The 21,470-nt window shown below is 62.5% G+C and carries 18 protein-coding genes; 11 read left to right on the top strand and 7 right to left on the bottom strand.

Annotated features, from left to right (window positions below; all coding sequences use genetic code 11):
- Window positions 1–138: 138 nt before the first annotated feature.
- Together C2R25_RS19795 and C2R25_RS19790 are read left to right on the top strand one after the other, a co-directional pair.
- Complete coding sequence (locus C2R25_RS19795) at window positions 139–690, top strand: polysaccharide biosynthesis/export family protein (protein ID WP_233204173.1); 552 nt, start codon at window positions 139–141, stop codon at window positions 688–690.
- A gap of 36 nt (window positions 691–726) precedes the next feature.
- Window positions 727–1,935 (top strand): outer membrane beta-barrel protein, encoded by a 1,209-nt coding sequence (locus C2R25_RS19790; protein WP_233204171.1) that lies wholly within the window; start codon window positions 727–729, stop codon window positions 1,933–1,935.
- Between the two features lie 38 nt (window positions 1,936–1,973).
- Here the strand turns inward: C2R25_RS19790 and C2R25_RS19785 are convergent, their stop codons facing one another.
- A complete protein-coding gene (locus tag C2R25_RS19785; RefSeq protein WP_233204170.1) occupies window positions 1,974–3,158 on the bottom strand; it encodes a glycosyltransferase family 4 protein in 1,185 nt (394 codons plus the stop codon).
- A complete protein-coding gene (locus tag C2R25_RS19780; RefSeq protein ID WP_103730830.1) occupies window positions 3,155–4,534 on the bottom strand; it encodes a polysaccharide lyase family 1 protein in 1,380 nt (459 codons plus the stop codon). The genes C2R25_RS19785 and C2R25_RS19780 overlap by 4 nt, the downstream gene beginning before the upstream one ends.
- Before the next feature lie 212 nt (window positions 4,535–4,746).
- Here C2R25_RS19780 and C2R25_RS19775 point away from each other — a divergent pair, with 212 nt between their 5' ends.
- The 5 genes from C2R25_RS19775 (at window position 4,747) to C2R25_RS19755 (ending at window position 11,710) form a co-directional block, all read left to right on the top strand.
- Entirely contained in the window at window positions 4,747–6,096 is a 1,350-nt protein-coding gene (locus C2R25_RS19775; protein ID WP_158250729.1) for an O-antigen ligase, read from the top strand.
- Complete coding sequence (locus C2R25_RS19770; RefSeq protein ID WP_103730828.1) at window positions 6,093–7,502, top strand: lipopolysaccharide biosynthesis protein; 1,410 nt, start codon at window positions 6,093–6,095, stop codon at window positions 7,500–7,502. Before C2R25_RS19775 ends, C2R25_RS19770 begins: the two co-directional genes overlap by 4 nt.
- Window positions 7,499–8,656 carry a glycosyltransferase gene (locus tag C2R25_RS19765; protein WP_103730827.1) on the top strand — a complete coding sequence of 386 codons (1,158 nt, stop codon included), beginning with the start codon at window positions 7,499–7,501 and terminating at the stop codon, window positions 8,654–8,656. Before C2R25_RS19770 ends, C2R25_RS19765 begins: the two co-directional genes overlap by 4 nt.
- A 121-nt stretch (window positions 8,657–8,777) precedes the next feature.
- Window positions 8,778–11,105, top strand: a complete 2,328-nt coding sequence (locus C2R25_RS19760; protein WP_103730826.1) for an AAA family ATPase — start codon at window positions 8,778–8,780, stop codon at window positions 11,103–11,105.
- The gene (locus C2R25_RS19755) at window positions 11,105–11,710 is read left to right on the top strand and encodes a sugar transferase (protein WP_233204168.1); all 606 of its coding nucleotides are present in this window, start codon (window positions 11,105–11,107) and stop codon (window positions 11,708–11,710) included. Before C2R25_RS19760 ends, C2R25_RS19755 begins: the two co-directional genes overlap by 1 nt.
- An 18-nt stretch (window positions 11,711–11,728) precedes the next feature.
- Here C2R25_RS19755 and C2R25_RS19750 read toward each other — a convergent pair whose 3' ends face one another.
- From C2R25_RS19750 to C2R25_RS19740, 3 genes are read right to left on the bottom strand one after another with little or no spacing between them, the layout of a single operon-like run.
- Window positions 11,729–12,400 carry an HAD family hydrolase gene (locus C2R25_RS19750; protein ID WP_103730825.1) on the bottom strand — a complete coding sequence of 224 codons (672 nt, stop codon included), beginning with the start codon at window positions 12,398–12,400 and terminating at the stop codon, window positions 11,729–11,731.
- Window positions 12,387–13,358, bottom strand: coding sequence for an ATP-grasp domain-containing protein (locus tag C2R25_RS19745; protein ID WP_103730824.1), 972 nt, complete (start codon window positions 13,356–13,358; stop codon window positions 12,387–12,389). The genes C2R25_RS19750 and C2R25_RS19745 overlap by 14 nt, the downstream gene beginning before the upstream one ends.
- Window positions 13,359–13,363: 5 nt before the next feature.
- The gene (locus C2R25_RS19740) at window positions 13,364–14,488 is read right to left on the bottom strand and encodes a glycosyltransferase family 4 protein (RefSeq protein ID WP_103730823.1); all 1,125 of its coding nucleotides are present in this window, start codon (window positions 14,486–14,488) and stop codon (window positions 13,364–13,366) included.
- A gap of 236 nt (window positions 14,489–14,724) precedes the next feature.
- Between C2R25_RS19740 and C2R25_RS19735 the strand changes: the two genes are divergently transcribed.
- From C2R25_RS19735 to C2R25_RS19720, 4 genes are all read left to right on the top strand, one after another.
- Window positions 14,725–16,329, top strand: a complete 1,605-nt coding sequence (locus C2R25_RS19735; protein ID WP_103730822.1) for a hypothetical protein — start codon at window positions 14,725–14,727, stop codon at window positions 16,327–16,329.
- Between the two features lie 130 nt (window positions 16,330–16,459).
- A complete protein-coding gene (gene rfbF / locus C2R25_RS19730) occupies window positions 16,460–17,278 on the top strand; it encodes a glucose-1-phosphate cytidylyltransferase (protein WP_103730821.1) in 819 nt (272 codons plus the stop codon).
- Window positions 17,271–18,419 carry a CDP-glucose 4,6-dehydratase gene (gene rfbG, locus C2R25_RS19725; RefSeq protein ID WP_103730820.1) on the top strand — a complete coding sequence of 383 codons (1,149 nt, stop codon included), beginning with the start codon at window positions 17,271–17,273 and terminating at the stop codon, window positions 18,417–18,419. Before rfbF ends, rfbG begins: the two co-directional genes overlap by 8 nt.
- Window positions 18,410–19,630, top strand: coding sequence for a DegT/DnrJ/EryC1/StrS aminotransferase family protein (locus tag C2R25_RS19720; RefSeq protein WP_103730819.1), 1,221 nt, complete (start codon window positions 18,410–18,412; stop codon window positions 19,628–19,630). Before rfbG ends, C2R25_RS19720 begins: the two co-directional genes overlap by 10 nt.
- Window positions 19,631–19,775: 145 nt before the next feature.
- Here the strand turns inward: C2R25_RS19720 and C2R25_RS19715 are convergent, their stop codons facing one another.
- Together C2R25_RS19715 and C2R25_RS19710 are read right to left on the bottom strand one after the other, a co-directional pair.
- Complete coding sequence (locus tag C2R25_RS19715; protein ID WP_233204166.1) at window positions 19,776–20,174, bottom strand: GtrA family protein; 399 nt, start codon at window positions 20,172–20,174, stop codon at window positions 19,776–19,778.
- A gap of 176 nt (window positions 20,175–20,350) precedes the next feature.
- A complete protein-coding gene (locus C2R25_RS19710; RefSeq protein ID WP_158250728.1) occupies window positions 20,351–21,115 on the bottom strand; it encodes a response regulator transcription factor in 765 nt (254 codons plus the stop codon).
- Window positions 21,116–21,470 lie beyond the last annotated feature (355 nt).

The raw sequence follows: 21,470 nt of genomic DNA, 5'->3' as shown, positions 1-21,470 counted from the left end.
TAATTCCCAAGGATTTTCGGAGCTTTACCGCCTACCCTCGTCAAACCGTTGTGAGCGCCCGGAACCAGGGCGCCTATCTCTTCAGGGGAGCGCACCATGCCCTTCAAAAGTCCTGTCTTGGCGCCCGTTCGCGCAGCCATGCTCGCCGCCACCGCCGGAGCCATGCTCCTGGGCGGCTGCGGATCGCCCACCAAGTCGATGCCAGCTCTTTCGGCAGCTCCCGCCGGCGCGTACCGGGTGAACGCTGGCGACAAGCTGCGCATCGTCATTCAGGATCTGGCCGCCGCGAACGGCGAATACACCGTGGAGGACAGCGGCATGATCTCGCTGCCCTACGTCAAGCAGATCGCTGTGGGCGGGATGACGTACCGCGAGATCGAGCAGAGCCTCGCGACCACCCTGCTGCGTCAGGGCATCATGACGGGTGATCCCGTCGTCAACGTCGCCCCTGTCCAGTTGCGCCCGTTCTACATCGTGGGTGAGGTGAACAAGCCCGGTGAGTTCGAATTCCGCCAGGGCATGACCGTACTTTCGGCACTCTCCGCAGCCGGCGGATATACATACCGGGCAAGCACCGGAGCCGTTTCAATAACTCGGACGGTGAACGGTGCTCCGATGACAGCCCGGGCCGACGAACACACCCCGATCCTGCCTGGTGATCAGATCCGCGTCTACGAACGGTGGTTCTGATCGATGCAGGTTCGCGCCCTTCTCCTTGCAGCTCCGGTGCCGCTTCTCCTTGTGAGCCCGCGCGCCATGGCTCAGTCGCAAGCGCGCGACATCGGCGAAACAGCGCCCGCCGTCTTTGCCAACGATTCCATTTACCGGGAGCGGCCCAGGCGGATCGGCAACACGAGCCTAAGCCTCGGGCTGGAGGCGAAGCTGGAATACGACAGCAACGTCTACGCGGAACCACGCGATCGAAACGACGACATCCGCACCGAGATCATGCCGCGCATGCGGTTGGCGACGGCGCCCGGTCCCTTATCGGCAGAGCTAGGCGCCTCGGGAAACATCCGGCGGTTCGCGGATCTCAAGACCGAAAATGCCGAGGCGTGGAGCATCGACGGCGCACTGCGTTGGGCGCCCACCGATTCCTCGGCAGCGTCCGCCCGCGGCTTTGTGCAGCGAGCGATCGAAGAGCGCGGCGATCCGGAGTCCAACGTCAGCCAGCAGACCGGGCCGCGAAAAATTGACGTTCTCGGCGGAAACCTGCGTTATCGGCGTGACAGCGGGCATGTACTGATCGACGTGGAAGGTGCGGCAACGCAATACGACGCGGTGTCGCAGCGGGACGCGGACCGTGACTTCACCAACTACAACGCCCGGGCGACCTTTGGCCTGCGTACGCGCTCCACGGTTTTCCTGACCGCGACGGGATTCGTCACGCGCCGCGACTTCCGCCTTGAAAAAACGGCAGCCGGCACCGGTCGGAACTCGACGACGTTCGGCGGGCGCGTGGGTGTCGACATTCAGCCGGGCGGGCCTCTCGAAGGCAACTTTTCCGCCGGTGTATTCCGTTTCGATCCCAGCGACGGGGGCGTGAAGGGGAGGACGGGCATCTCGATCGCGGGAAGCCTTGTCTACCGGCCACGCCGTCGAACGGCGATCCTGCTGGATGTTTTCCAAGGCGACGTGGCCACTTTCCGCACGGGTGCCCAGCAGCGCACGGACACCTCGTTCCGGCTGGCCGTGCAGCAGGAGATCCGCCACGACCTGTTCGCCACGCCGACGTTCGGTTTTCGACAGACCAAATATAACGGGTCAGGGGACAAGCAGAGAATATTCACTGTTGGCGGAGAGGTCGAGTACGTGATCTCACGCAGCATATCCGTTGTTGCCATGGCCAGCTACGGTGACCGGGATGCCGAGATCGACGCGAGGGACAGGTACAAGCGCTTCAGGGGCGGCGCTTCGGTCCGGATGCGTTTCTAACGAAGCCCGGCGCCCCTTTATCGCCCCTATTTCAACCGTCATGGCGAAGCCAGACGATCGTAGATCTTTGAAATCTGACGTACGTGATGCTCGCTTGAGAAGCGCAGACGTGCCTGCGCTGACGCCACTTCGCGCATGGCCTGCGCCTTGGCTTCATTCGCCAGAAGTTCGGCCGCAGCTGCCGCCATCGCGTCCGGATCATCAAGGGGGCAGAGCACGCCGCAGCCGCCATGGAGAGCCTCGGCATTTCCACCGGAATCGGTTGCTACCACCAGGGTGCCCACAAGCATGGCCTCGACGAGCGTGCGTCCCAGCGGTTCGCGCGCAGCCGGCACCAGCAGAAGGTCGCAACCGGCGAGCCATTCATGTCCCGGCGAACAGTAGCCCATCATATGGACGGCGCCCCTGCGCATCGCTTCTATCCGTCGGGGCAGGGCATCGCCCAAGTCCGTATTGCTTTCGTCGCCGAACATGAGGCCTGCCACCGGCCGTTCGCTCCTCTCCGCCAGGCGCTCGACGGCAGCCACAAACTCAAGCGGCCGCTTTCGGCTGATGAAGTTGCCGAAATATCCGCAAAGGACGGTGTCTTCCGAAGAGCCGATGCGCTGCAATATTCGTGCCCGCATGCTGGCCCGATCCGCTTGTATCGCTGTGTCGAAGGGGCTGTAGACAACCTGTGCCGTACTTAAGGCTCCCCGCTTCGTCGATGGAAGGGCAAAGCGTGAAACCGTCACCACCTGGCTGGCGAGAACGGGGGCGACGTGACGCAGGCCTTTGGCCTCCGGATCACCCCGGTGGTGCCATAGCAATCGCGCACCTGCGATCCGCGCGGCAAGCGCCCACGAAGCATGAGTCCGTCCGTCGTTGGTATGGACCAGTGCGACGCCCTCGCCACGAAGGAACCGGGCCCGCTTCATGGCACCCGAAAGGGCCTGCACCGCCTTCAGCAGTCCGAAGGGCTCCCCCGGAACGAACGGTCGCGAGGAGCGAGCGGGGTCGGCCTTTTGTTCGTATCCCGCGAAGCTGCGCGCTATCTTCCCGCCGGATACTTCCGGAACGAGGATGACCCGATAGCGCTCATGGTCAAGACCTTCCAACAGACCGCGCACGGAGACGTGACTTCCGCCCAGTTCGTCGCCGGAGAAAGGGAGGCAAATGGTCGGCCGGCCTTCGACCGGCGCCGGCACACGCGGCGCAAGGCCCGTCATGGCAAAAGCGTTCAAAGCCCCATACCCTTTTCGCGGAAGGTCAGGAATTCCTCGAAGTTGGCGATGCCGTCGCCATCCTGGTCGGCCCAAGGATCGGCAGCGGCCGGATTCATGCCCTGCGATCGTTCCCACGTGTCATCCATGCCGTCCTTGTCTGCGTCCGGGTAAGGAGCTGCGGTTGGCTGGCGCGGTATGGCGGGGTTCGGATAGTTGATGCGCCCGGTTCGGTTGCGCACGTCGGCGACCACTTGTGCATCGATCGCGTCTCTCGGAAAGGCCCCGGACTTCAACAGGACATCGGCGTAGGCAACGGCCGCAGTTCGCGGTGGGGCGGTGAGCGGACAGGGCGATGTCGTCACGACAGCGGCTTTCACTTCCGGGCTGATGTGGCTGAACGATCCCACGAATGCATTGTCCCACATGTAGATCTTGGCCATGCCGCGTGTGCCGGTGGTCTCACGCGCGATGCCGCGGCTCCCCGGGTTCGTATCGCCCCCGGCAACGAATGTATTGCCCACGATGGACACAGGTGTCCCTCCGTAACTTTCCCATACCTCCGCAAACTCGGACTGTGCGTTGTAGAGGATGTTGTTGACCACCTCGACACAGGACGCCGGCGGGAAGTTGATGTCTGGATTGCGATCTCCATTGTGCGCGCAGATGTTATTCACGAACGTCATACGCTGCTTGTCCTTCGGATCGCTTGCCAGCAGCGCGCACTTGTCATGCTTGGGGATGCCCCAGGCGAAGATCGAGTTGCTGATCGTCACGTCGTCGTTGTCACCGAAACCGTTGATGACCTCGTCCCTCGCCCAACTGCCGCTGACGTGGTCGATGATGACTCGGGTGCTGTTCTCGATGGTGATGTCGTCTTCGGCGCCCTGGAAGCCGCCTATCCGGTCCGTTCGCACCCGGACGTGGCGGATGATCACGTCGGTCGTATCCTTGATGACCAGCGGTGTCCGACCGTTGTCTCCCCCGCCGTGGGAGAGCGTGATGCCGCCACCTGGCGCCGTTTGCCCGGCGATGGTGATATACGGGTTCACGATCCACGGAGGCCTGGAGGTGAACCGGATGACGCCGTTCACGCGGAAAACGCAAACGCGCGGGCCCCGGGCTTCGATGCAGGCGCGAAGCGTGCCGACTCCGCTGTCCGCAAGGCTCGTCACGTGGATTATTCTGCCGTTCCTTCCCCCTGCGGCCAACGCCCCGTAGCCGAGAGCACCGGGGAAGGCCTTCTTCCCCGCAAGGTTCTTCACCGCAGGCTGCTGGCCCTGAGCCGGAGCAAAGAGGAAGAGCGCTGCCGATATGGAAAGAGCGGCAAGCGCAACGCTGCGCAGCCTCCTTTCGGGCTGAGGCTTGCGCGCCGCAATGAGCTTCGCCACCGGCATTTCGGCCTCCCTTGTCAGACGATCGCAGCCTCAAGGCGCGAGCGCCTGCCCCAAGCTGAACGACTGAACCTATCCCGCCCCCTCGCACGCGGCCAGCTACCAATAGGGCGTAGCGAACCGGGCCTTCTAACTCGTATGTGCTACCCTCTCTGCACCACCGCCTGACCTCCCTCGCCTTTGCTCCACAGAGCCGGGCCGCCCATCATAGGGTCATGGCAACAGCAACGTTCAAGGCTTCGCCGGATAGCGCTCCGAGACGATCGCATGGAGTGCCTCGTGGGCAGGAGCGTACGCCCTTCCCGGCATCCAGCATTGCGACCCCGCAGGAACGCGTGGTGGCGCTCCTCCTGCCAGTGGCGGCATTCTTCCTGTCGTGGTGGCAGGTGGGCCGGCTGCCCAACCTGAACATTTCGATTTGCGACATTCTGCTGCTTGTCTGCGCGGTCGCGATCCTCACCTCCCGAGGGCTGAACGGCGCTATGTTCGGGCGCATGTCGATCGCCTGGATCATGGGTGTGATCCTGTTGATCGGGGGAATGCTCGTCGGATCGCTGGCCCATGGCGAGTTCCTGCGCTGGCCGGTCGTCGGCGGGCAATACGCCTTTGCGTTCCTGCTTATCCCGATGCTGCTGACTACCTGTTCACGATCCCTGCTGGAGCGTTGCGCCATCGCCTATGTGCTTGGTGTGGCGACGTCTCAAGCGATCGGCGTCGCTCTGACCGGAACGCTCGATTACGAAACGATCACCCGGTATGTGAACCGGCACGTCGTCACCGGCAACGGGCGCCTCGGTGCCATGACCGGAGAGCCCAACTCGAATGGTGCAGTCTGCACGTTCGCGCTCATCTTCCTGTTGCACGCGGTCATAAACAACCGAATCCGTCGGGTCTACGCGGCTGGACTGGCGCTGCTGATCATCGCGGGCCTCGTAGCCAGCGCCAGCTTCACCGGAGTGGCTGCGGCCACCATAGCGGTCCTGCTCGTGCTCGTCCTGTCACAGCTTCGTTTGGTGGTCACCCTGGCGATACCCGTTGCTCTTGCCATCACCGGCTACGTCGTTCTCGACGGACCCGTTCCTGCCGCATTCGAACAACGTGTGGGCGAAGCGGTAATGACCGGCGATCCCACAAAGGCGGGCACGTTCGTGGGCCGGACCGTGCTCATAAAGGAAGCCTGGGACATGGCGGACCAGAACCTTGTCATAGGCCTCGGGAGCGACGGATACCGGCGTACCAGCGTCTACGGAATGCCGGTGCACCAGCTCTACCTGCTCGTCCTGAACGAAGGCGGCGTGCTCTCTTTCCTCGGCCTGTGCCTGATCATGGTCGCCATGCTCGTGGAGGCGATCATACTGATGGGGCGAAACCGGGTGGACGGCGTATGTTGCCTTGCCGGCTTTGCCGTCTTCTTCATTTACACGATGTCCCTTCCGCACATGTTCGGCAGGATGTGGAACGGGCCGCCCCTCCTGCTGTTCGCCCTTGCCAACGCCGGGATCCTCGCCCTCGGGCAACGTGTGCCGGCGGGAATACGTGAGCACCATCGGCGGGTCGCGCCTTGAGACAAGCAAACAATCCGGCTGCAGGAGCCGCCTGGACTCGTCGGGCAGGCGGGCTGGCGCAAGTCTGGCTGAAACGCTGGCGGGGCAGCGCGCTGCTGCGTCCGCGCCTGATCAGCGTTGCTCATCTGCTCTCCGGCAATCTTGGCAACGTGACGCTGATGATGGCCAGCCTTGCGATCGCCACGCGTGCGCTTGGTCAGCAGGAATTCGGGGTGATGGCCGTCGTGCTTACGATCGGCCGCGTGTGCGAGCGGTTCGTCCGCTTTGAATCCTGGCAACCGCTCGTCCGCTTTGTAGCGGCTGAAGAAGAGCGCGGCGATCCGGGGCGTCTGGCCTCGCTCTATGCCTATGGCCTTTTGCTGGATATCGCCGGATCGTGTCTTGCCGCCATACTGACGGTAATGGCTGCATGGCTGATAGGGCCGCTGGTGGGGTTGGATCCCAGCCATGTAGATCTGGTCGCGATCTACGCCCTCGCCATCGCTTTCAACATTCGCGGGATGGCCAGTGCAGCCCTGCGGCTCGCCGGCAAGTTTCGCGTTCTCGCATACATCCAGCTGGCGGGGTGCCTCTTGCGCCTGGCGCTCTCCGCGATCCTGCTGGCGGGCGGGGCTGGCCTCGTCGGGTTTGTCGTGGTCTGGACAATCACCCAGATCTTCGATGCCTTGCTGTTCAATCTCCTTGGCTTCAGGGCACTTCGGGCGACAGGGGTGCCCAACCCGATCTTCGCGGACAAGAGCGACCTGCCCGGGCGTTTTCCCGGCTTCATGCGGTTTGCCATGTCGACGAACCTGTCGTCGATGATCGGCACCGTCACTCACGAGATGGACACGCTTCTCGTCAGCACTTTCGCGGGGCCGAAGGCGGCGGGGCTCTATTACCTTTCCCGCCGCATCGCACGGGTTGCGCAGACGGCAGGCAACATGATCCAGACGGTAATATACCCTGATCTGGCCCGGCTCTGGACACAGGCCGGCGGGACCGCGTTGCGCCAGCTCGTCACAATGCTGCAGATGACACTGGCAGCCATGGCCCTCACCGCCATCGGGGCCTGCTGGCTGGCCGGCAAACCCGCGCTCGATCTTGCGTTCGGGGCGGGCTACGCGGAGAGCTACCCCATGCTGCTTGCCCAGCTTGTCGCCGTGATGCTGACGCTGCACGCCGCGCCGGCACGTTCGGCCCTTCTTGCGATGAATCGGCCCACGCACGTGCTTTTCGCCAGCGTGGCGTCCTTGTGCGCCTTCCTTGTCGCAGCATTCATGCTGGTGCCCCGCTACGGTGGCATCGGCGCAAACCTGGCCCATGTCGCAGCCGGCGCCGCCGCCGTGGTGATTACCGACACCATCTTCTGGCGAACCCTGAGACGAAGGGCCGCAGTCGCCGCAGTGGCGGGAGCCGAAGCATGAACGCACAAGCCGCACGGGTACCGCAAGCCGACGAGCGCCAGTCCGCTCGGATCTGTTCGATCCTGACGAGTCTCACGTCCGGAGGCGCAGAAAACCTGGTCACGAACCTAAACGTCGTATTCGCGGCCGAGATCGTGTCGCCCACGGTGCTCACGATGTGCGAGGCAACAACGCTGGGCAACTCCGCCTCAATGGAAGCAACTCTCGGAAGGCGCCTTGCGGACGCAGGATGCCGCGTGCGATCACTGTCCCTTGGCGCCGGACGTGGCCTGCTGAAGAGCTCCCTCGTCCTCAGGCGCTTCCTGAAACGGGAGCAGCCGCAGCTTGTTCACGCCCATACCGTGCGGGCGGCGCTCATGCTGGGCCTGGCGGGCTACCGCGGTGCCGTCGTATGCACGCACCACAACAGCCGCTTATCGTTTCCACCCTCCCTCTTCAGGATACTCGATCGTATCGTGGATCATTACGTGGCGATAAGCGCCGACGTGGCGGGTCTCTACCGCAGTCACTCCCGACGCCCGTTCACCGTGATCCCCAACGCGCCGGCACCGAGCCTGCGAGCGACCTCCCCGCGCACGCGAACGGGTTCGCGTCCTCGCATCCTGACCGTGGGGGCTATCTCCCAGCAGAAGAACTATACTCTCCTGATCGAGACTGCGCGAGTCATGCAGGCGCGTGCCGGTCCGGGACGGCCCGCGCCTCTCTTTCGCATAGCCGGCGGAGGAGCGGATCTCGCGCGGCTGCAGGCACAGGTTTCATCGCTCGGTCTCACGGATATCATCGAGTTCCTTGGCGAGCGAGCGGACGTGCCGGATCTCCTGGTCGAGAGCGACGTCTACCTGAACACTTCGCTTTACGAGGGATTCTCGATCGCCATACTCGAGGCCCTGTCCAGTGCCGTTCCTGTCGTTGCCACGGACGTGCCAGGCAACAGCGGCCTTGTTCGAACCGGCTATAACGGCCTGCTTTGTGCGGAACGTCCAGCAGCCCTGGCGGCTGCGATAGAGCGAGTGACCTCGGAGTCCACCTTGTACCGCCGCCTTTCGGAAGGCGCCCTTGCTTCAGTGGCCAATTTCACACTGGATGGAGCCGCACGGCGCCACCTCGATCTCTATGACTCGCTTTTGCGCAGGAGGGCTGCTCGAAGGGACTAGTCTCTATTGGAGCGCCATTCTGACGGATGCCCTTTTTGCCGCCTGTACGATCCGAAGCATACTCTCCTCAAACGCGAGCGGTCGAATGCCGCCTCGCACGCCGACTGGGTGGAGAAGCTAAATGTCGAATGCGATTACGGCAGGAGCCGCCGGCAACGTACCGAACCGATACAGAGGCCGGGCCGCTCCGCTTGAACCGACACTGAGCGGCGGGGCCATGAACCAGCAGATCGGGCCGCGCGACCTCATGCGCGTTCTGTATCGCTATCGCGGTCTGATGCTGGGCATCGTCGGCGTCGTTTCGCTGCTTGTTCTTTTTCAGCAGCTGCTTTCCCCCACGCTTTATCGTTCGACGTCCAACCTTCAGATCGAGCTTATCGACGAGGTCGGTACGAACCAGGCGGATGTCAATTCGCGCAACGCGGAGCGCGTCGCCAATGCCGTAAGGCTCCATCGCTCCCGCTCGGCCGCAGAGCAGGTCATCAAGGACCTGAACCTGCTGGAGGACCGCCGCTTCCTCCGCGAGTTGGGCAGCAGCCCGCCCCAGAAGAAGACGCTGTCGCAGGTCGCCACAAACCGGTTGCTGAGCATGATAGCGATCAACGCGCAGGCCGGCTCCGACCTTGTGGAGATCACGGTCACGTCGCGTTCGCCGGAACTGGCCGCCGCGATCGCCAACCAGTTGCCGGCATCGGTCCGCGCGCTTCGCCTCACGATGAGCAACGAACGCCGCGCCAAGCTGCTGAAGTCGCTGCTGAGCGACCTGAAGGTGCGCGATGAGGCGGCGAAGAAGGCCGCCAGCAACGTCGCGGAATTTCGACAGAAGAACCAGATGCTTGTTGGCAGCGGTAGCGAGGAGGATCTTGCCCAGATCAACCGTGTGGCAGCGCAAAGCGCCGTAGCCAGCGCCGCACGCGACGGCGCTCTGGCCCGCGCCGCGGGTGTCGCACGGGCCGCCGGCATGCGCAGCACGGCAAACGCGACTTCGGGATCGCTTGACCAGCTTGATCGTCAACGGGGCGAACTGCTTGGCGAGATATCGCGGCTAGGCACCAGCCTGGGACCCAATCACCCGGACGTGAAGCGTCTCAACGCGCAGCTTTCCGTTGTGGAAGGCACCATCGCGGCCGAACGCAACCGCGTACAGTCGGCCGCTCAGGCGGTAAGCAGCGCCGAGGCATCGCGCATGACGGAACTGGCCCGGAGCGAAGCCGCCAGCGATTCCGCGCAGGCGCTTCGACTCTCCGGTATCGTGGCTAGCCTCAACGGCAAAGCCTTCGCGAATTCGCGCAACATGGTCGAACTCCAGCGCCTCATGCGCGAGGCAAGTCTCACCAACGATGCTTACGAATCGGTTGTTAGCCGCGTCGAACAGGTGCGTGCGCAGATGCAGAACGAGGGTGTGTCCTCGTCGCTGCTTTCGCCCGCCGTGCCAAACTTCGACGCAGTGTCGCCGGCGCCCTTCAAGATGACGCTTACGGCGATGATCAGCTCTGCCGTTCTGGCCTTCCTCATCGCATTCACACGCGACTTCATGGATGATCGCCTTCGTACCATGGTGCAGATCCGCCGTCTGTTCGGTCTGCCCACATTGGGCATGTTGCCGCTCATGGATCGTGATCTTCCTGACGATCCCAACCAGAGCCCCGTCATCCAGGAGCCCCAATCCCTTTTCGCGGAAGTCGCCCGGTCAGCCTACTGCGAAGTGCGTGCGCTTCGTACCCGCCCCGGCGCACAGGTCGTCCTCATCAGTTCGCCGCTACCGGGCGACGGCAAATCCACGGTGTCGTTGACATTGGCTGCAGCAGGGCTGGCGATGGGGGAACGCACCGTCATTCTCGACCTCGACCTGCGCAAGCGGGGCGTGCTCCAGCAGCTACAGAACGAAACGATGGCACCCGACCTCGTGGACGTGGTCTGCGGGCGAGCGGACCTGGACAGCCTCATCGCAGCGTCCGGCAACAGCGGGTATGACGGAGTGCTTCCACTTCCAGAGGACGAGGGACGACGCCAGATGGTGCTCCTGAGTGCAAAGGAACCCGTGGCGGAACCTGCCGTCCTGCTTTCGTCGCGTCGCCTTCGCGAACTCCTGAGGCAGCTGCGAGAACGGTTTGACCTGGTCATCATCAACGCACCGGCTGCGCTCGCTGTGCGCGACGCGAGGGCCATGTGCCTCTTTGCCGATCACACCATCATGGTGTCCCGCTGGGGCCACACGACGGCGGACCAGATGCGCGCGGCCCTGGAGATGCTCGACAGCAGCGTAAGCGGCGTGATCTTCGATCAGGTCGACTATGCGGAGCACGCAAGGCGGCGCTATGGGGACTCGGTGCAGTTCTACGCGGACAGCGCATCGTATTACCAGGGTCCCGTGCCGATGCGGCCGACCTTCGCGGAGCGGGCCCGCCGCTTCACCCAGCCCCTTTGGCGGCGGACCGCTGAGGCCTGATGCGCACGCCCGCCATGAGGCTCGGCCAGTGGATGGCGCGCGGGGCGGCAGGCGTCCTTCTGATGCTTGCCCTCCCGCTTCTGGTCCTGCTCGCCGGGGGAGTGCTCCTTTCGCTGGGGCGGCCGGTTCTCTTCCGGCAGCAGCGGGCGGGGCGGGGCGGCGTTCCCTTCACGTTGCTGAAGCTGCGCTCGATGCGAAACACCTGCAATGCCTCGGGCCGCCCTCTGCCCGACGAGGCGCGTGTCACTCCTTTCGGCCGATTTCTTCGCCGCAGTCGCCTCGACGAGCTGCCGGGCCTGTGGAATGTGGTCGCTGGCGACATGGCCTTTGTAGGGCCCCGCCCCCTCCTGCCGGAGACGATCGCAGCGCTCGCAATGCATGGTGTCCAGCGTGGCGCGGTTCGGCCTGGCCTTACAGGCTGGTCGCAGGTCAACGGCAATACGCTCCTTGCGCTTGAAGAGAAGATTGCCCTCGACTTGTGGTATGTAGCCCATTCCAGCCCATTGCTGGACCTGCGGATACTGCTCCTGACCGTCTGGGTGATGGTCGGTGGCGAGCGACGTGCGCAAGGTGACCTTCTGCTCGCTGAGCCCGACCGACCCTGATGAGCAGGGTGCGTTGCTTCAGCGCACCCTGATTTCATCCAGGGACTCGATGGCATAGACGGCCGTGTGAGCCGGAGTCGGCGCGAGCTCGAAGTGTACGCGCTCTGGCCGCTGGATCTGCACCGTAAGCCAGCCACGCCGGCGCGGCTCGACGAAATCCTTGGTCGGGTTATCGGCGATATACACGTGGTCCTCGGGAGCCCGTCTTGACCATTCCTCGACCAGTTCGAAGGCAAGCGGGTGCGGTTTGCCGCAGTCGGGGCCGAGGCTGGCGGTGAGGATGATCCGCTTTAGATAGTTGCCGAGCCGCAAGGCCTCGGTCTTGTTGCGCTGGCAGATAAGCGGGCCGTCGGTGATCAGAGCGCCGGGTACGCCCCGCAGCCGCCGCAGGAGGTGAGCGGCGTCCGGTGCGAGGCGAATCTGCGGCTTGTGCGATCGGTAGACCTCCACAAGCTCGTTGACGCTGGGCATTCTGTCGGCGTGCTTCAGATCCGCCAGAGCATGATCGAAGATTGCCCGGCGTATGCCTTTGTCGAACAGATCCTGGCAAGCACCGCCGAAGCCGCGGATGGCGTGTCGTTCCTCGATCCATGCTCCTATTGCCTCAAACCCGCTTCGCGCGTAGTCGCGCTCAAGATAAAGCGTGTCGTCAAGATCCAGTACGATGACACGGCCGCTAAGGTCGATCATGAAAGATCGCACTGTCGTAGCGGAGCATGACCACGTCCTCGCGCCAGTCCATCGTGGCACACTCGCCGCGACCGGCCAGCCTGGCTATAAGGCTTTCAGCGAACCGGCCGCCGGCGCGATCCGCCAGTGGATAACCGCCGCCAAAGCGAGCGTTGATCTCGAACACGCATGGCCCACGGGACGGGTCGTCGATGAGCTGGAAGCACAGGGCGCCTCGCGCACCCGGCAGAGCCTTGGCGACTTTTTCCGCGATCTCGATAAAGCGCGTCTCGCGTACGGTCCGGCCCTTTTCCACCTCGCCAGCCCGGATCGAAAGCCGGCGGTGAGGGACGGCGGAAAGCAGGACGCCATCATCGGAGAGATAGATGTTCACGGTGTACTCATCCCCGCGCAGCAACTCCTGCGCGAGCATGGGCTCTTCGTAATCGTTCCTGATCTGGTGAGGCCCTTCGAGGACAGCGATCCCGCGGCTCGCGCTGCCTGCCACGGGCTTCACGAAAAACGGCCCTTCCCAGCAGCCGTCACCATTCGTCATCTTCTCGATCCTGGAGGTTCTCGGGACGGGAACGCCCATTGCTCGCAAGACTTCGACCGTCAGTTCCTTGTCGCGGACGATGTCGATGGTGGCAGGGGAACTGATGTGGACCTCGGTTCCGATTTGCGCGAACTGAGAACGGGCGTGTGCCAGCTGCTCAAGTTCGGTGTCGATGGTCGGGACCAGAAGATCGATCCGGGCATACGAGCAGTAATCGAGCAAAGACGTCACATAGCCGGGGTCGGTGCAGCGCGGCACCGCGAAACTTATATCGGCGGACAGGCAGGCCGCGCTCAGTTCGGGCATGAGATCGCAGGCATGTATCTCGGCATGGAACCCCTGTTTTTCCGCAGCTTCGCGAAAACAGTTGATCAGCTCCACCCGCCGCCCTGCGGACGTGAAAAGGATGCGTAACGTTCTCATAGGACTTACCTCCCTTTGACGGCTACATGGATCGAAGATCTCGGTGGTGAGGCTGAGGAATAGCGGGGCTCAAGCGCGGCATCCCACAAACGCAGCACGCGTTCAGGCCTGAAGCGGGCGACGGAGGCTCGAGCAGCCTTCCCCAAGCGGTCCCGCAGGCCTGCATTGGCCATGAGACGTGCCAATGCCCTGGACAGGTCCTGAGCGTCTTCCTCAGGAACAAGGAGACCGGTGACGCCATGTTCAATGAGATCGGCCGGTCCGAACTCGCAATCCACGGCGGCAACGGGCAATCCTGCCGCCATCGCCTCTCCCAGAGCGTTCGGGAAACCTTCATAGCGGGAGGACAGCACGAACACGTCGGCTTCCGCCGCCCAGGACCGGGGTTGCGGGCTCAACCCACGCAGGTTCGCACGACCGCTCAACCCCAGCGCGTCGATCTGCCTTTCCAACGCCGCCCGGTCCGGCCCTTCCCCCCAGATGTCCAGGTTCCACTCCGGATAGCGGTGGGAAATGGCGGCGAAGGCTTCGAGCAGGCGATCGAAACCCTTCTGCCGCGTGAGGCGCCCAACGGCGCAAACGCGGTTTTGCTGCCTGTTTCCCGTTCCAGCTTCTCCTGCAGGGACCGGGTTGGGGATGACAACGATGCGATCCTGCAGCGAAGCACCGAAGCAGCGGCGGACCCCTTGCGTCTGACAGATTATGAGGTCAGCCCTTCTGTAGGCCAGTCGCAAGGCCTGATTCCAGAACGGGTGAGCGTCCTGACGCTGCGGATTGTTCCGTTCCGAGCACACCAGCCGGACGTCCATGCCGAAGGTGGCAAGCGCTGCGATCAGGTTGATCTTGGTCAGGAAGGACACGACGACGTCAGGCTGAATATGCGCGAGCCGTTTGCGCAGCGCCCAAACCCGCTGTGCAGTGCCGGCGACGGAAAGCCGGTGAAGCCCGACCTCGGCGGGGAACACGTGGTAGACCGGGTCCTCCAGATCATCGAAGGAAACGATCTCCACGCGCTTCCCTGCGGAAAGCCAGTGATGCGCCAATTGCGCGATGACCTGCTCTGCTCCGCCGGCTCCCAAGCCGGACGTGACGATCGCTATGCTCTGAGGTGCGTCACGCGATGGAAGCACGGCTTGGTCCTTGAACTTTGGAGAACAACAGGCTGCAAAATAGCAAACCGCCGCCAGGAACCGGGCTGGGCATGCGATCTAACTCTTCGTCGCAGCCATGTGTTTTTAAAGAGACGCTACGTCCTGCGAGTTCGCAATGGCGTACTTCGCGTCAGCCTTAGGAGCTAAAACCTAATCGCGCTCGCAAGAACGGCTCGATCCGACATGATCCCGCAATGGATAAGGTGGGAGTTTGCATGCGCGAAGCAGCCTTGAAGCCGGGCGCACTTTCCAGTCGCGGTGCCTTACGCGCCGTCGGCGCAACAATCCTTGTTCTGGTATTTGCCGGCCTTTGCGGAAGGGTCCTGAACTTCCCCTTGAACCGTGACGAGAATCTCTTCGTGACGGTTTCAGCGATGAGCACGTTCGACAATCTCTACACGGTGCTCGGCTACAACCATCTTCCCTATCTGCCATGGCTCCTTGGCGCCATCTATCGTGTGACGGGCTCCGTTCATTACCTGCTTGTGGGACGCCTCCTCGTTCTCGCTGCATGGCTGGTCGCGATCCTTGGCTTACGCAGCATCGCGCGCCAGCAAGCTGCAGGTCCCGCCGTCTTCTGGGCCGCCACGTCGCTGTTGATCGGAAACATCCTTCTGCTTGGATCACCGGGCACGATGGTGACGAACAACTTCCTGCCCATTCCCGCCGCGATCTGGGCGTTCCGGTTCCTGCTTAAAGGCATGGACGAGGCCGCTCCGAAGCCTGTGTCCTGCGCCGTGGCGGGTGTGCTGGTCTCGGTGGCGGTCGGACTCAAAGCCAATTACATCTTTCTGGCGCCACTCTTTGCCGCCGCTACCGTTCTCGCCCCTCTGAAGCGACCGCTGACGCAAAGATTGCTGCGCCAGTGCCTGCCACTTGCCATCGGCGGAATCCTCGGTGCGCTGCCTATTCTGATGCTCGTGGCGTCCGGCCCGCAGACGTTCTTCGCTCACACCCTGCGCTACTTCACCGAGATGCAGGCCATCTACTGGTCCGTTTCGACAGAGCCAAAGGTGACGAGCCTGCCCCAGAAGCTTCTCCTGGCGGAGAGCGTATGGGCAAGTGGGGCTAGTCTGCTCGTCCTCGCGGGCCTGTTCGTTCTTCCGGCTCTCCAACTTGCGCGCGCAGAGCGACCGGGCGGTCGCCTGGTCCTGGGCTGGCCCGTATGGCTTGCTGCCGCGCTTTCTTTATGCGGCATCATCGTCGCATTCGTTCCGACGCCGTCTTTCCCGCAGTATTTCGTCCCGCCTATTCCGTTCCTCCTGATTGGTCTGATCCTTCTTCGCGCGCCCACCCGCCAGGACAATCCCGAGGCGGCGGACGCCATTCTCATTGCGCTGGGGCTGGTTGCGCTTCTCTGCAGCGCCACGCGGCTCGCCCCCGGCCTCGTCGACTTTGTTCGTCCCGGGAATTGGCGCAGCATCACCATTCACGACGAGATGCGTGGAATGTCCCGGCGCGCGGGTGTACGGGAAGGTGAGCTGGGCGTGACATTGACCCCCGTCCTTGCGCTTGAAGCCGGTCTGAAAGTGCCGCCCCAGTTTGCGGCGGGCCAATTCGTCTACCGCGTCGCCGACTACCTGCCTGCCGACGACAGGCCCTACTACACGACCACCTCGCCTACCCGATTGCAGGAATTTCTGAACGCCTCTCCTCCCGCAACCATCGTGATCAGCGGCGAAGAGGATATCGAGGAGCCCTTCGAACACTACGCCCGCCTCCATCGCTATGTGGAGTTCACCGGCTCCAGACCTGAGGGGCCAAGGCTATTCCGGCGGGCTATTTCGACTGCAGCCGTCAACGCTGATCCCGCACCGTAGCCTTTTGGCACCCGGCACCAGCTAAAGCTGCCTACCCCGGAAGAACACTTCTCGATGCAGGCCCTCTGCTCTTAGGCTTGGACCACAACCGGCGATCGGCAGATGCCGCACCAACTCCGGAGGATAGCACATGAAAGTTGTCTTGCTTGCAGGTGGCCTCGGGTCGCGATTGGCCGAAGAAACCGGACGCATACCCAAGCCCATGGTGGAAGTGGCGGGCAGGCCGATCATGCTCCATGTCATGGACATCTACGATCGCTGGGGCCACAACGACTTCATCATCGCCTGCGGATACAAGGCGATGGCCATGAAGAGCTTCTTCCAGGATCTCCACCTCATGTCCAACGACTTCACCGTTGGCATCGGCAACGGTGAGATGGCGCTGCGTCCGACATCGAAGGTGGACTGGCGCGTATCCGTCGTGGACACCGGCCTTGCGACCATGACCGGCGGGCGCATACGCCGCCTGCGTGACTGGCTTGACGATGAAACCTTCATGGTCACTTATTCGGACGGCGTCGGCAACATCGACATCGATGCGCTGCTCGCCTTTCATCGCGCCCACGGCAAGCTGGCGACAGTTACTGCAGTGCAGCCGCCCGCCCGCTTCGGCAACCTCGAGATCGAGGACGGCCAGGTGACCGACTTCACCGAAAAGGTGATCAAGTACGAGACCTGGATCAATGGGGGCTTCTTCGTCTTCGAACCCGGTGTTCTCGACTATCTCACGGGCGACGAGGAGCCACTGGAGCAAGCCCCGCTTGCTCGCCTTGCACGCGACGGACAGCTGATGGCCTACAAGCACAAGGGCTTCTGGCACCCGATGGACACGGTTCGCGACCGCGACACCCTCGACAAGCTGGGTTCGGCGTCGCTTCCTCCATGGATGGACTTTGCGAACGGCCAACCGGTCCTTTCCACCGATGCCAGGTTGCACCAGCATGCCTGAAGCCCCCCATCTCGCACCATCTCTGACAGACAGCTATCGCGGAAAGCGGGTTCTGGTAACCGGTCACACCGGCTTCAAAGGCGGCTGGCTCGCCTTATGGCTTAAGCGCCTCGGTGCGCACGTCATCGGCGTGTCACTTGAGGAGCCCGCCGCCAAGGACGCCTTCTTCCATGCCACGCGGCTGCGCGATGCGATAGACCATCGGCTGGCCGACATTCGTGATGCCGAGGCTTACGCGGCCGCCACGTCCGACATCGATGCCGACATCGTTTTCCATTTGGCAGCCCAGGCGCTCGTGCGGCCCTCGTATACCGATCCGGTCGGCACCTTTGCTACCAACGTTGCCGGAACAGCGGTCGTCCTTGAAAACGCCAGGCGCATGCCCTCCTTGCGCGCGGTCGTGGTCGTAACCAGTGACAAGTGCTATGAAAATCTGGAGTGGCATTCACCTTACCGGGAGAATGATGCGATGGGCGGATCCGATCCCTACAGCGCGTCCAAGGGCTGTGCGGAACTGCTCACGACCTCCTTCCGCCGCTCCTTCTTCTCGGATCCCGTCGGCTGTCAGCTTGCCACGGCGCGGGCGGGGAACGTCATCGGGGGCGGAGACAGAGCTCTCGATCGCCTCCTGCCGGACATCGTGAAGGCCACGCTTGCGGACGCTTGCGTGAAGATCCGCTACCCCGCCAGCGTGCGCCCGTGGCAACATGTGCTGGAACCGCTTTCCGGCTATCTTCTGCTCGGCGCTCGGCTCCTGGGCGAGCAAGGCCACAGGTTCGCGGAGGCTTGGAACTTCGGGCCGAGCGCCGAAGGATTCATTGACGTGGAAACGCTTGCGCGGTCCTTCCAGCGTGCCTGGGGACAGAACGCAGCTCCCATCACCTTCGACAAGCAAGTGACAGACCCTCACGAAGCGGGCCTCCTGACCCTGGACAGCAGCAAGGCTCGTGCCCGGCTGCACTGGAAGCCTCGCCTGTCCACGGCTTGGGCGGTTGCCATGACGGCGGACTGGTACCGCACCTGCGCGCAAGGCCGCACTGACATGCGCGCCTTCAGCGAGGAGCAGATCGAATTCTATTCCGGCGAAAGCCACGTTGAACTTGATGATAGTGTCGCAAGAAAGGTTCCAGCATGCGCGTAAACTACGGCCAGACTGTACATGGCGAGGAAGAGATCGCGGCGGTGGTTGAAGTCCTGCGAACATCGACGCAAATGGGTCCGAAAGTTCGTGAGATGCAGGAGAAGGTTGCGGCACTCTTCGCCAAGGATCACGGCATCATGGTCAACTCCGGTTCCTCGGCGAATTACCTTGCCGTAGAACTGCTCGACCTGCCGGAGGGTAGTGAGGTCATCACCCCGGCCCTGACGTTTGCGACTACTGTCGCGCCCATCGTGCGTTCGCGCCTTGTACCGGCCTTTGTGGATGCTGCACCCGGCACCTACAATATCGACGTGAACAGAATCGAGGAGATGATCGGGCCGAAAACGAAGGCCATGATGATCCCGTCCCTGATCGGCAACCTCCCGGACTGGGATCGCATCCGCGCGATCGCATCGGCACATGGGTTGCTGGTGATCGAGGACAGTGCCGACACTCTCGGAGCGACCCTACGAGGGGAGAGCACCGGCACGCGGTCGGACATTTCGACCACGAGCTTCTATGGCTCGCACGTCATCAACGCGGGCGGCAACGGGGGCATGCTTTGCGTGTCCGATCCGGATCTGGCCCGCGGGGCATTGCTGCTCCGCTCCTGGGGGCGGACAAGTTCGCTGTTCGTGGACTCCGAAAGCATCGAAAAGCGTTTCAATGTTGCCCTTGATGGCATCAGCTATGATGCGAAATTCCTGTTCGATGAACTTGGCTTCAACGTGGAGCCGTCGGAGATGGGTGCGGCGTTCGGACTTGTTCAGTTGCAAAAGCTGCAGAAGAACATCGAAGCTCGGGAATACAACTTCGAGCGCCAGTACCGCTTCTTCAGCCAGTACGAAGACTGGTTCGAGCTTCCGCGCCAGATGCCGGACTCCCGCACCGGTTGGCTGGCCTTCCCGCTGACGATCCGCAAGGACGCTCCGTTCACCCGGCGCCAACTGCAGATATGGCTGGAAGAGAGGGACGTGCAGACCCGTCCGGTGTTCACCGGCAATATACTCCGGCAGCCTGCCATGCAGTCCGTCGTAAGCGCGACATCGCGCAGCGGCTATCCGGTTTCGGACGATGTGATGCGGGGCGGCATTCTCCTGGCCTGTCACCACGGACTCGAGGACGCGCAGCTGGACTTCATGCATGAATGCTTCGAGGACTTCGTGAAGACCTTTTCGGTGACAGCGACTCTCGAAAACGCCGGGGCCTGACACTTGCACGTCCGGGTGCCGTCGCTGCAATGGCACCCGTGGAAAGCTGCCCCGCCGAAAGCATCAATGCAAAGCCAAGCCTCTGACCGGGTTCCGACCGGTCAGAGGCTTTCCTCGTAACAAAACGCGATCGTCGCGGGGGTCGCTATCGTTGCCTGAACACGACGAACCGCGTCAGAATGAAGAGCACGACAGCATAGGAGCCTATCGCCGCACCCTGAACAACGGCGCTGCTCTCGTATCCGATTGCAAGTCCGGCTGTGACTACGGCGAGGTTGGCGAAGAACGCTATCAGGAATGCGCAGAGGTACAGTGACGCCTCCCGAAGCGATCTGCGAGTGCGCGCACGGAACGTCAGCGATCGGTGCAGTAGGTAGGATATGGGTAGACCAAGGACGAACCCCAATATGTTTGCTGCATAGTCCCCCAGGCCTCCTTGAAGTCCGACAAGAATGATCCCATAGCCGAGACCGGTATTGGCCATCCCCACGAGGAGGAAACGTGCCACCTGCCCGACGTCGTCACTCCACTTCGATGCCGGCACCGCATTCCCTTCCTTCATCGATCAACGGGGGCCGGGCGGAAGCACCCTGCATGCCGCAGCAAGCATCTCCCGCCGGGCAAACGCATCATGGGAGCGGCCGATGCCCGACCGCTCCCATGATGTACCCGGGCGTCCTTTTGCGAAATATCAGCGCGCGAACCCGCCCGGCCTGCGCCTCAGAACGAACTCGCCAGTGCCAGCGATGGGGCCTTGGACGTGATCTGGTCGATGATCGCCGGGCTGAGCACATCTGCACCGACGCGATCACGGTATTCCCGGAACTCACCGGCATTCGTCACCAGGCCCTGATTGACAGCCCAGATCGCGGCCTGCGTACGGTTCTGTACCATGAGCTTACGCAGGATCGCTTTCACGTGCACCTTGACGGTGGCCTCGCTGATGTCGAGGCGGTAGGCGATGACCTTATTGGGATAGCCCATTACGAGACAGCGCAGCGTATCGATTTCACGCTCGGACAGAAGTTCGCTTAGCTGAACCTGCACTTCCGCCTGGTTTTCGGAGATCATCTGGGTATTCGGCAGATGCTGCAGGAGAATGCTTGGCAATACCTTTTCACCGTTGTTGACGAGCCGGAGGCAATCGATCAGCGGTCCGGCCCCGATTTCCTTCAACAGATAAGCGTGGATGCCGCAGTGGAATGCTTCCACCATCTGCTTGAAGTCGAAGCTGTCGACCATCAGGACAATGCGAGCGTCCGGAAGCGAGGTCTTGAGCTGCGCCAAATCATGAAGGAACCCTTCCGAGGACTTCACATCCACAATCGCGAGGCCGACTTCAGCCGTCGTGTTGCAAGCTGCTTCATACGTTGAAAAGAAACGGTGATCCTTGAATTCCGATTCACTGAGGATCCGGCAGATGCCTTCCCTGACTAGCGAATTGAACCCAATGATGGAAACTTCGATGCTCTCGTGATGTGCCATCGCCCTACCTCCTTGATCATGGAACCTCATGACGACCCGATTGCTGCCCACTCGAAATCGGCCGCCCGCCTCTGTTGAGGTCTGGACGAAAGTGGTTTTTGATGGAGAAAGCCTGTCGAACGCAGGAGCCGCCGCTCAGGCAGCTCGTCCGAATGACGAGAGACCCCTCCCCACACCTTCAAGGGCCTCCCGCCTTATGCAAATAAACCTAAACACAACGAGGTGTCGGAGTCGATAGATGCACTGCGACACACCGCGGCATGATACAGTCCATTTCGGATCTAATTTGTTCTTAAACAGATAGTTGACGCAAATCGCTGTTCTATTTCAGGTGGGAAAATCCCCCCCTGTCCTC

It is taken from the genome of Novosphingobium sp. HII-3, from assembly GCF_002916655.1.
Taxonomy (GTDB): Bacteria; Pseudomonadota; Alphaproteobacteria; order Sphingomonadales; family Sphingomonadaceae; genus Novosphingobium; species Novosphingobium panipatense.
The sequence above is the reverse complement of the archived record's forward strand: the minus strand, read 5'-3'. Positions and strand labels throughout refer to the sequence as shown.

What these genes read in the sequence shown, in the direction of transcription:
- C2R25_RS19750 (WP_103730825.1), bottom strand. Translation starts at nt 12,400, where the DNA reads ATGATCGACCTTAGCGGCCGTGTCATCGTACTGGATCTTGACGACACG.
- C2R25_RS19720 (WP_103730819.1), top strand. Translation starts at nt 18,410, where the DNA reads ATGCGCGTAAACTACGGCCAGACTGTACATGGCGAGGAAGAGATCGCG.
- C2R25_RS19765 (WP_103730827.1), top strand. Translation starts at nt 7,499, where the DNA reads ATGAACGCACAAGCCGCACGGGTACCGCAAGCCGACGAGCGCCAGTCC.
- C2R25_RS19755 (WP_233204168.1), top strand. Translation starts at nt 11,105, where the DNA reads ATGCGCACGCCCGCCATGAGGCTCGGCCAGTGGATGGCGCGCGGGGCG.
- C2R25_RS19795 (WP_233204173.1), top strand. Translation starts at nt 139, where the DNA reads ATGCTCGCCGCCACCGCCGGAGCCATGCTCCTGGGCGGCTGCGGATCG.
- C2R25_RS19760 (WP_103730826.1), top strand. Translation starts at nt 8,778, where the DNA reads ATGTCGAATGCGATTACGGCAGGAGCCGCCGGCAACGTACCGAACCGA.
- C2R25_RS19780 (WP_103730830.1), bottom strand. Translation starts at nt 4,534, where the DNA reads ATGCCGGTGGCGAAGCTCATTGCGGCGCGCAAGCCTCAGCCCGAAAGG.
- C2R25_RS19745 (WP_103730824.1), bottom strand. Translation starts at nt 13,358, where the DNA reads ATGAGAACGTTACGCATCCTTTTCACGTCCGCAGGGCGGCGGGTGGAG.
- C2R25_RS19735 (WP_103730822.1), top strand. Translation starts at nt 14,725, where the DNA reads ATGCGCGAAGCAGCCTTGAAGCCGGGCGCACTTTCCAGTCGCGGTGCC.
- rfbG (WP_103730820.1), top strand. Translation starts at nt 17,271, where the DNA reads ATGCCTGAAGCCCCCCATCTCGCACCATCTCTGACAGACAGCTATCGC.
- C2R25_RS19710 (WP_158250728.1), bottom strand. Translation starts at nt 21,115, where the DNA reads ATGGCACATCACGAGAGCATCGAAGTTTCCATCATTGGGTTCAATTCG.
- rfbF (WP_103730821.1), top strand. Translation starts at nt 16,460, where the DNA reads ATGAAAGTTGTCTTGCTTGCAGGTGGCCTCGGGTCGCGATTGGCCGAA.
- C2R25_RS19775 (WP_158250729.1), top strand. Translation starts at nt 4,747, where the DNA reads ATGGCAACAGCAACGTTCAAGGCTTCGCCGGATAGCGCTCCGAGACGA.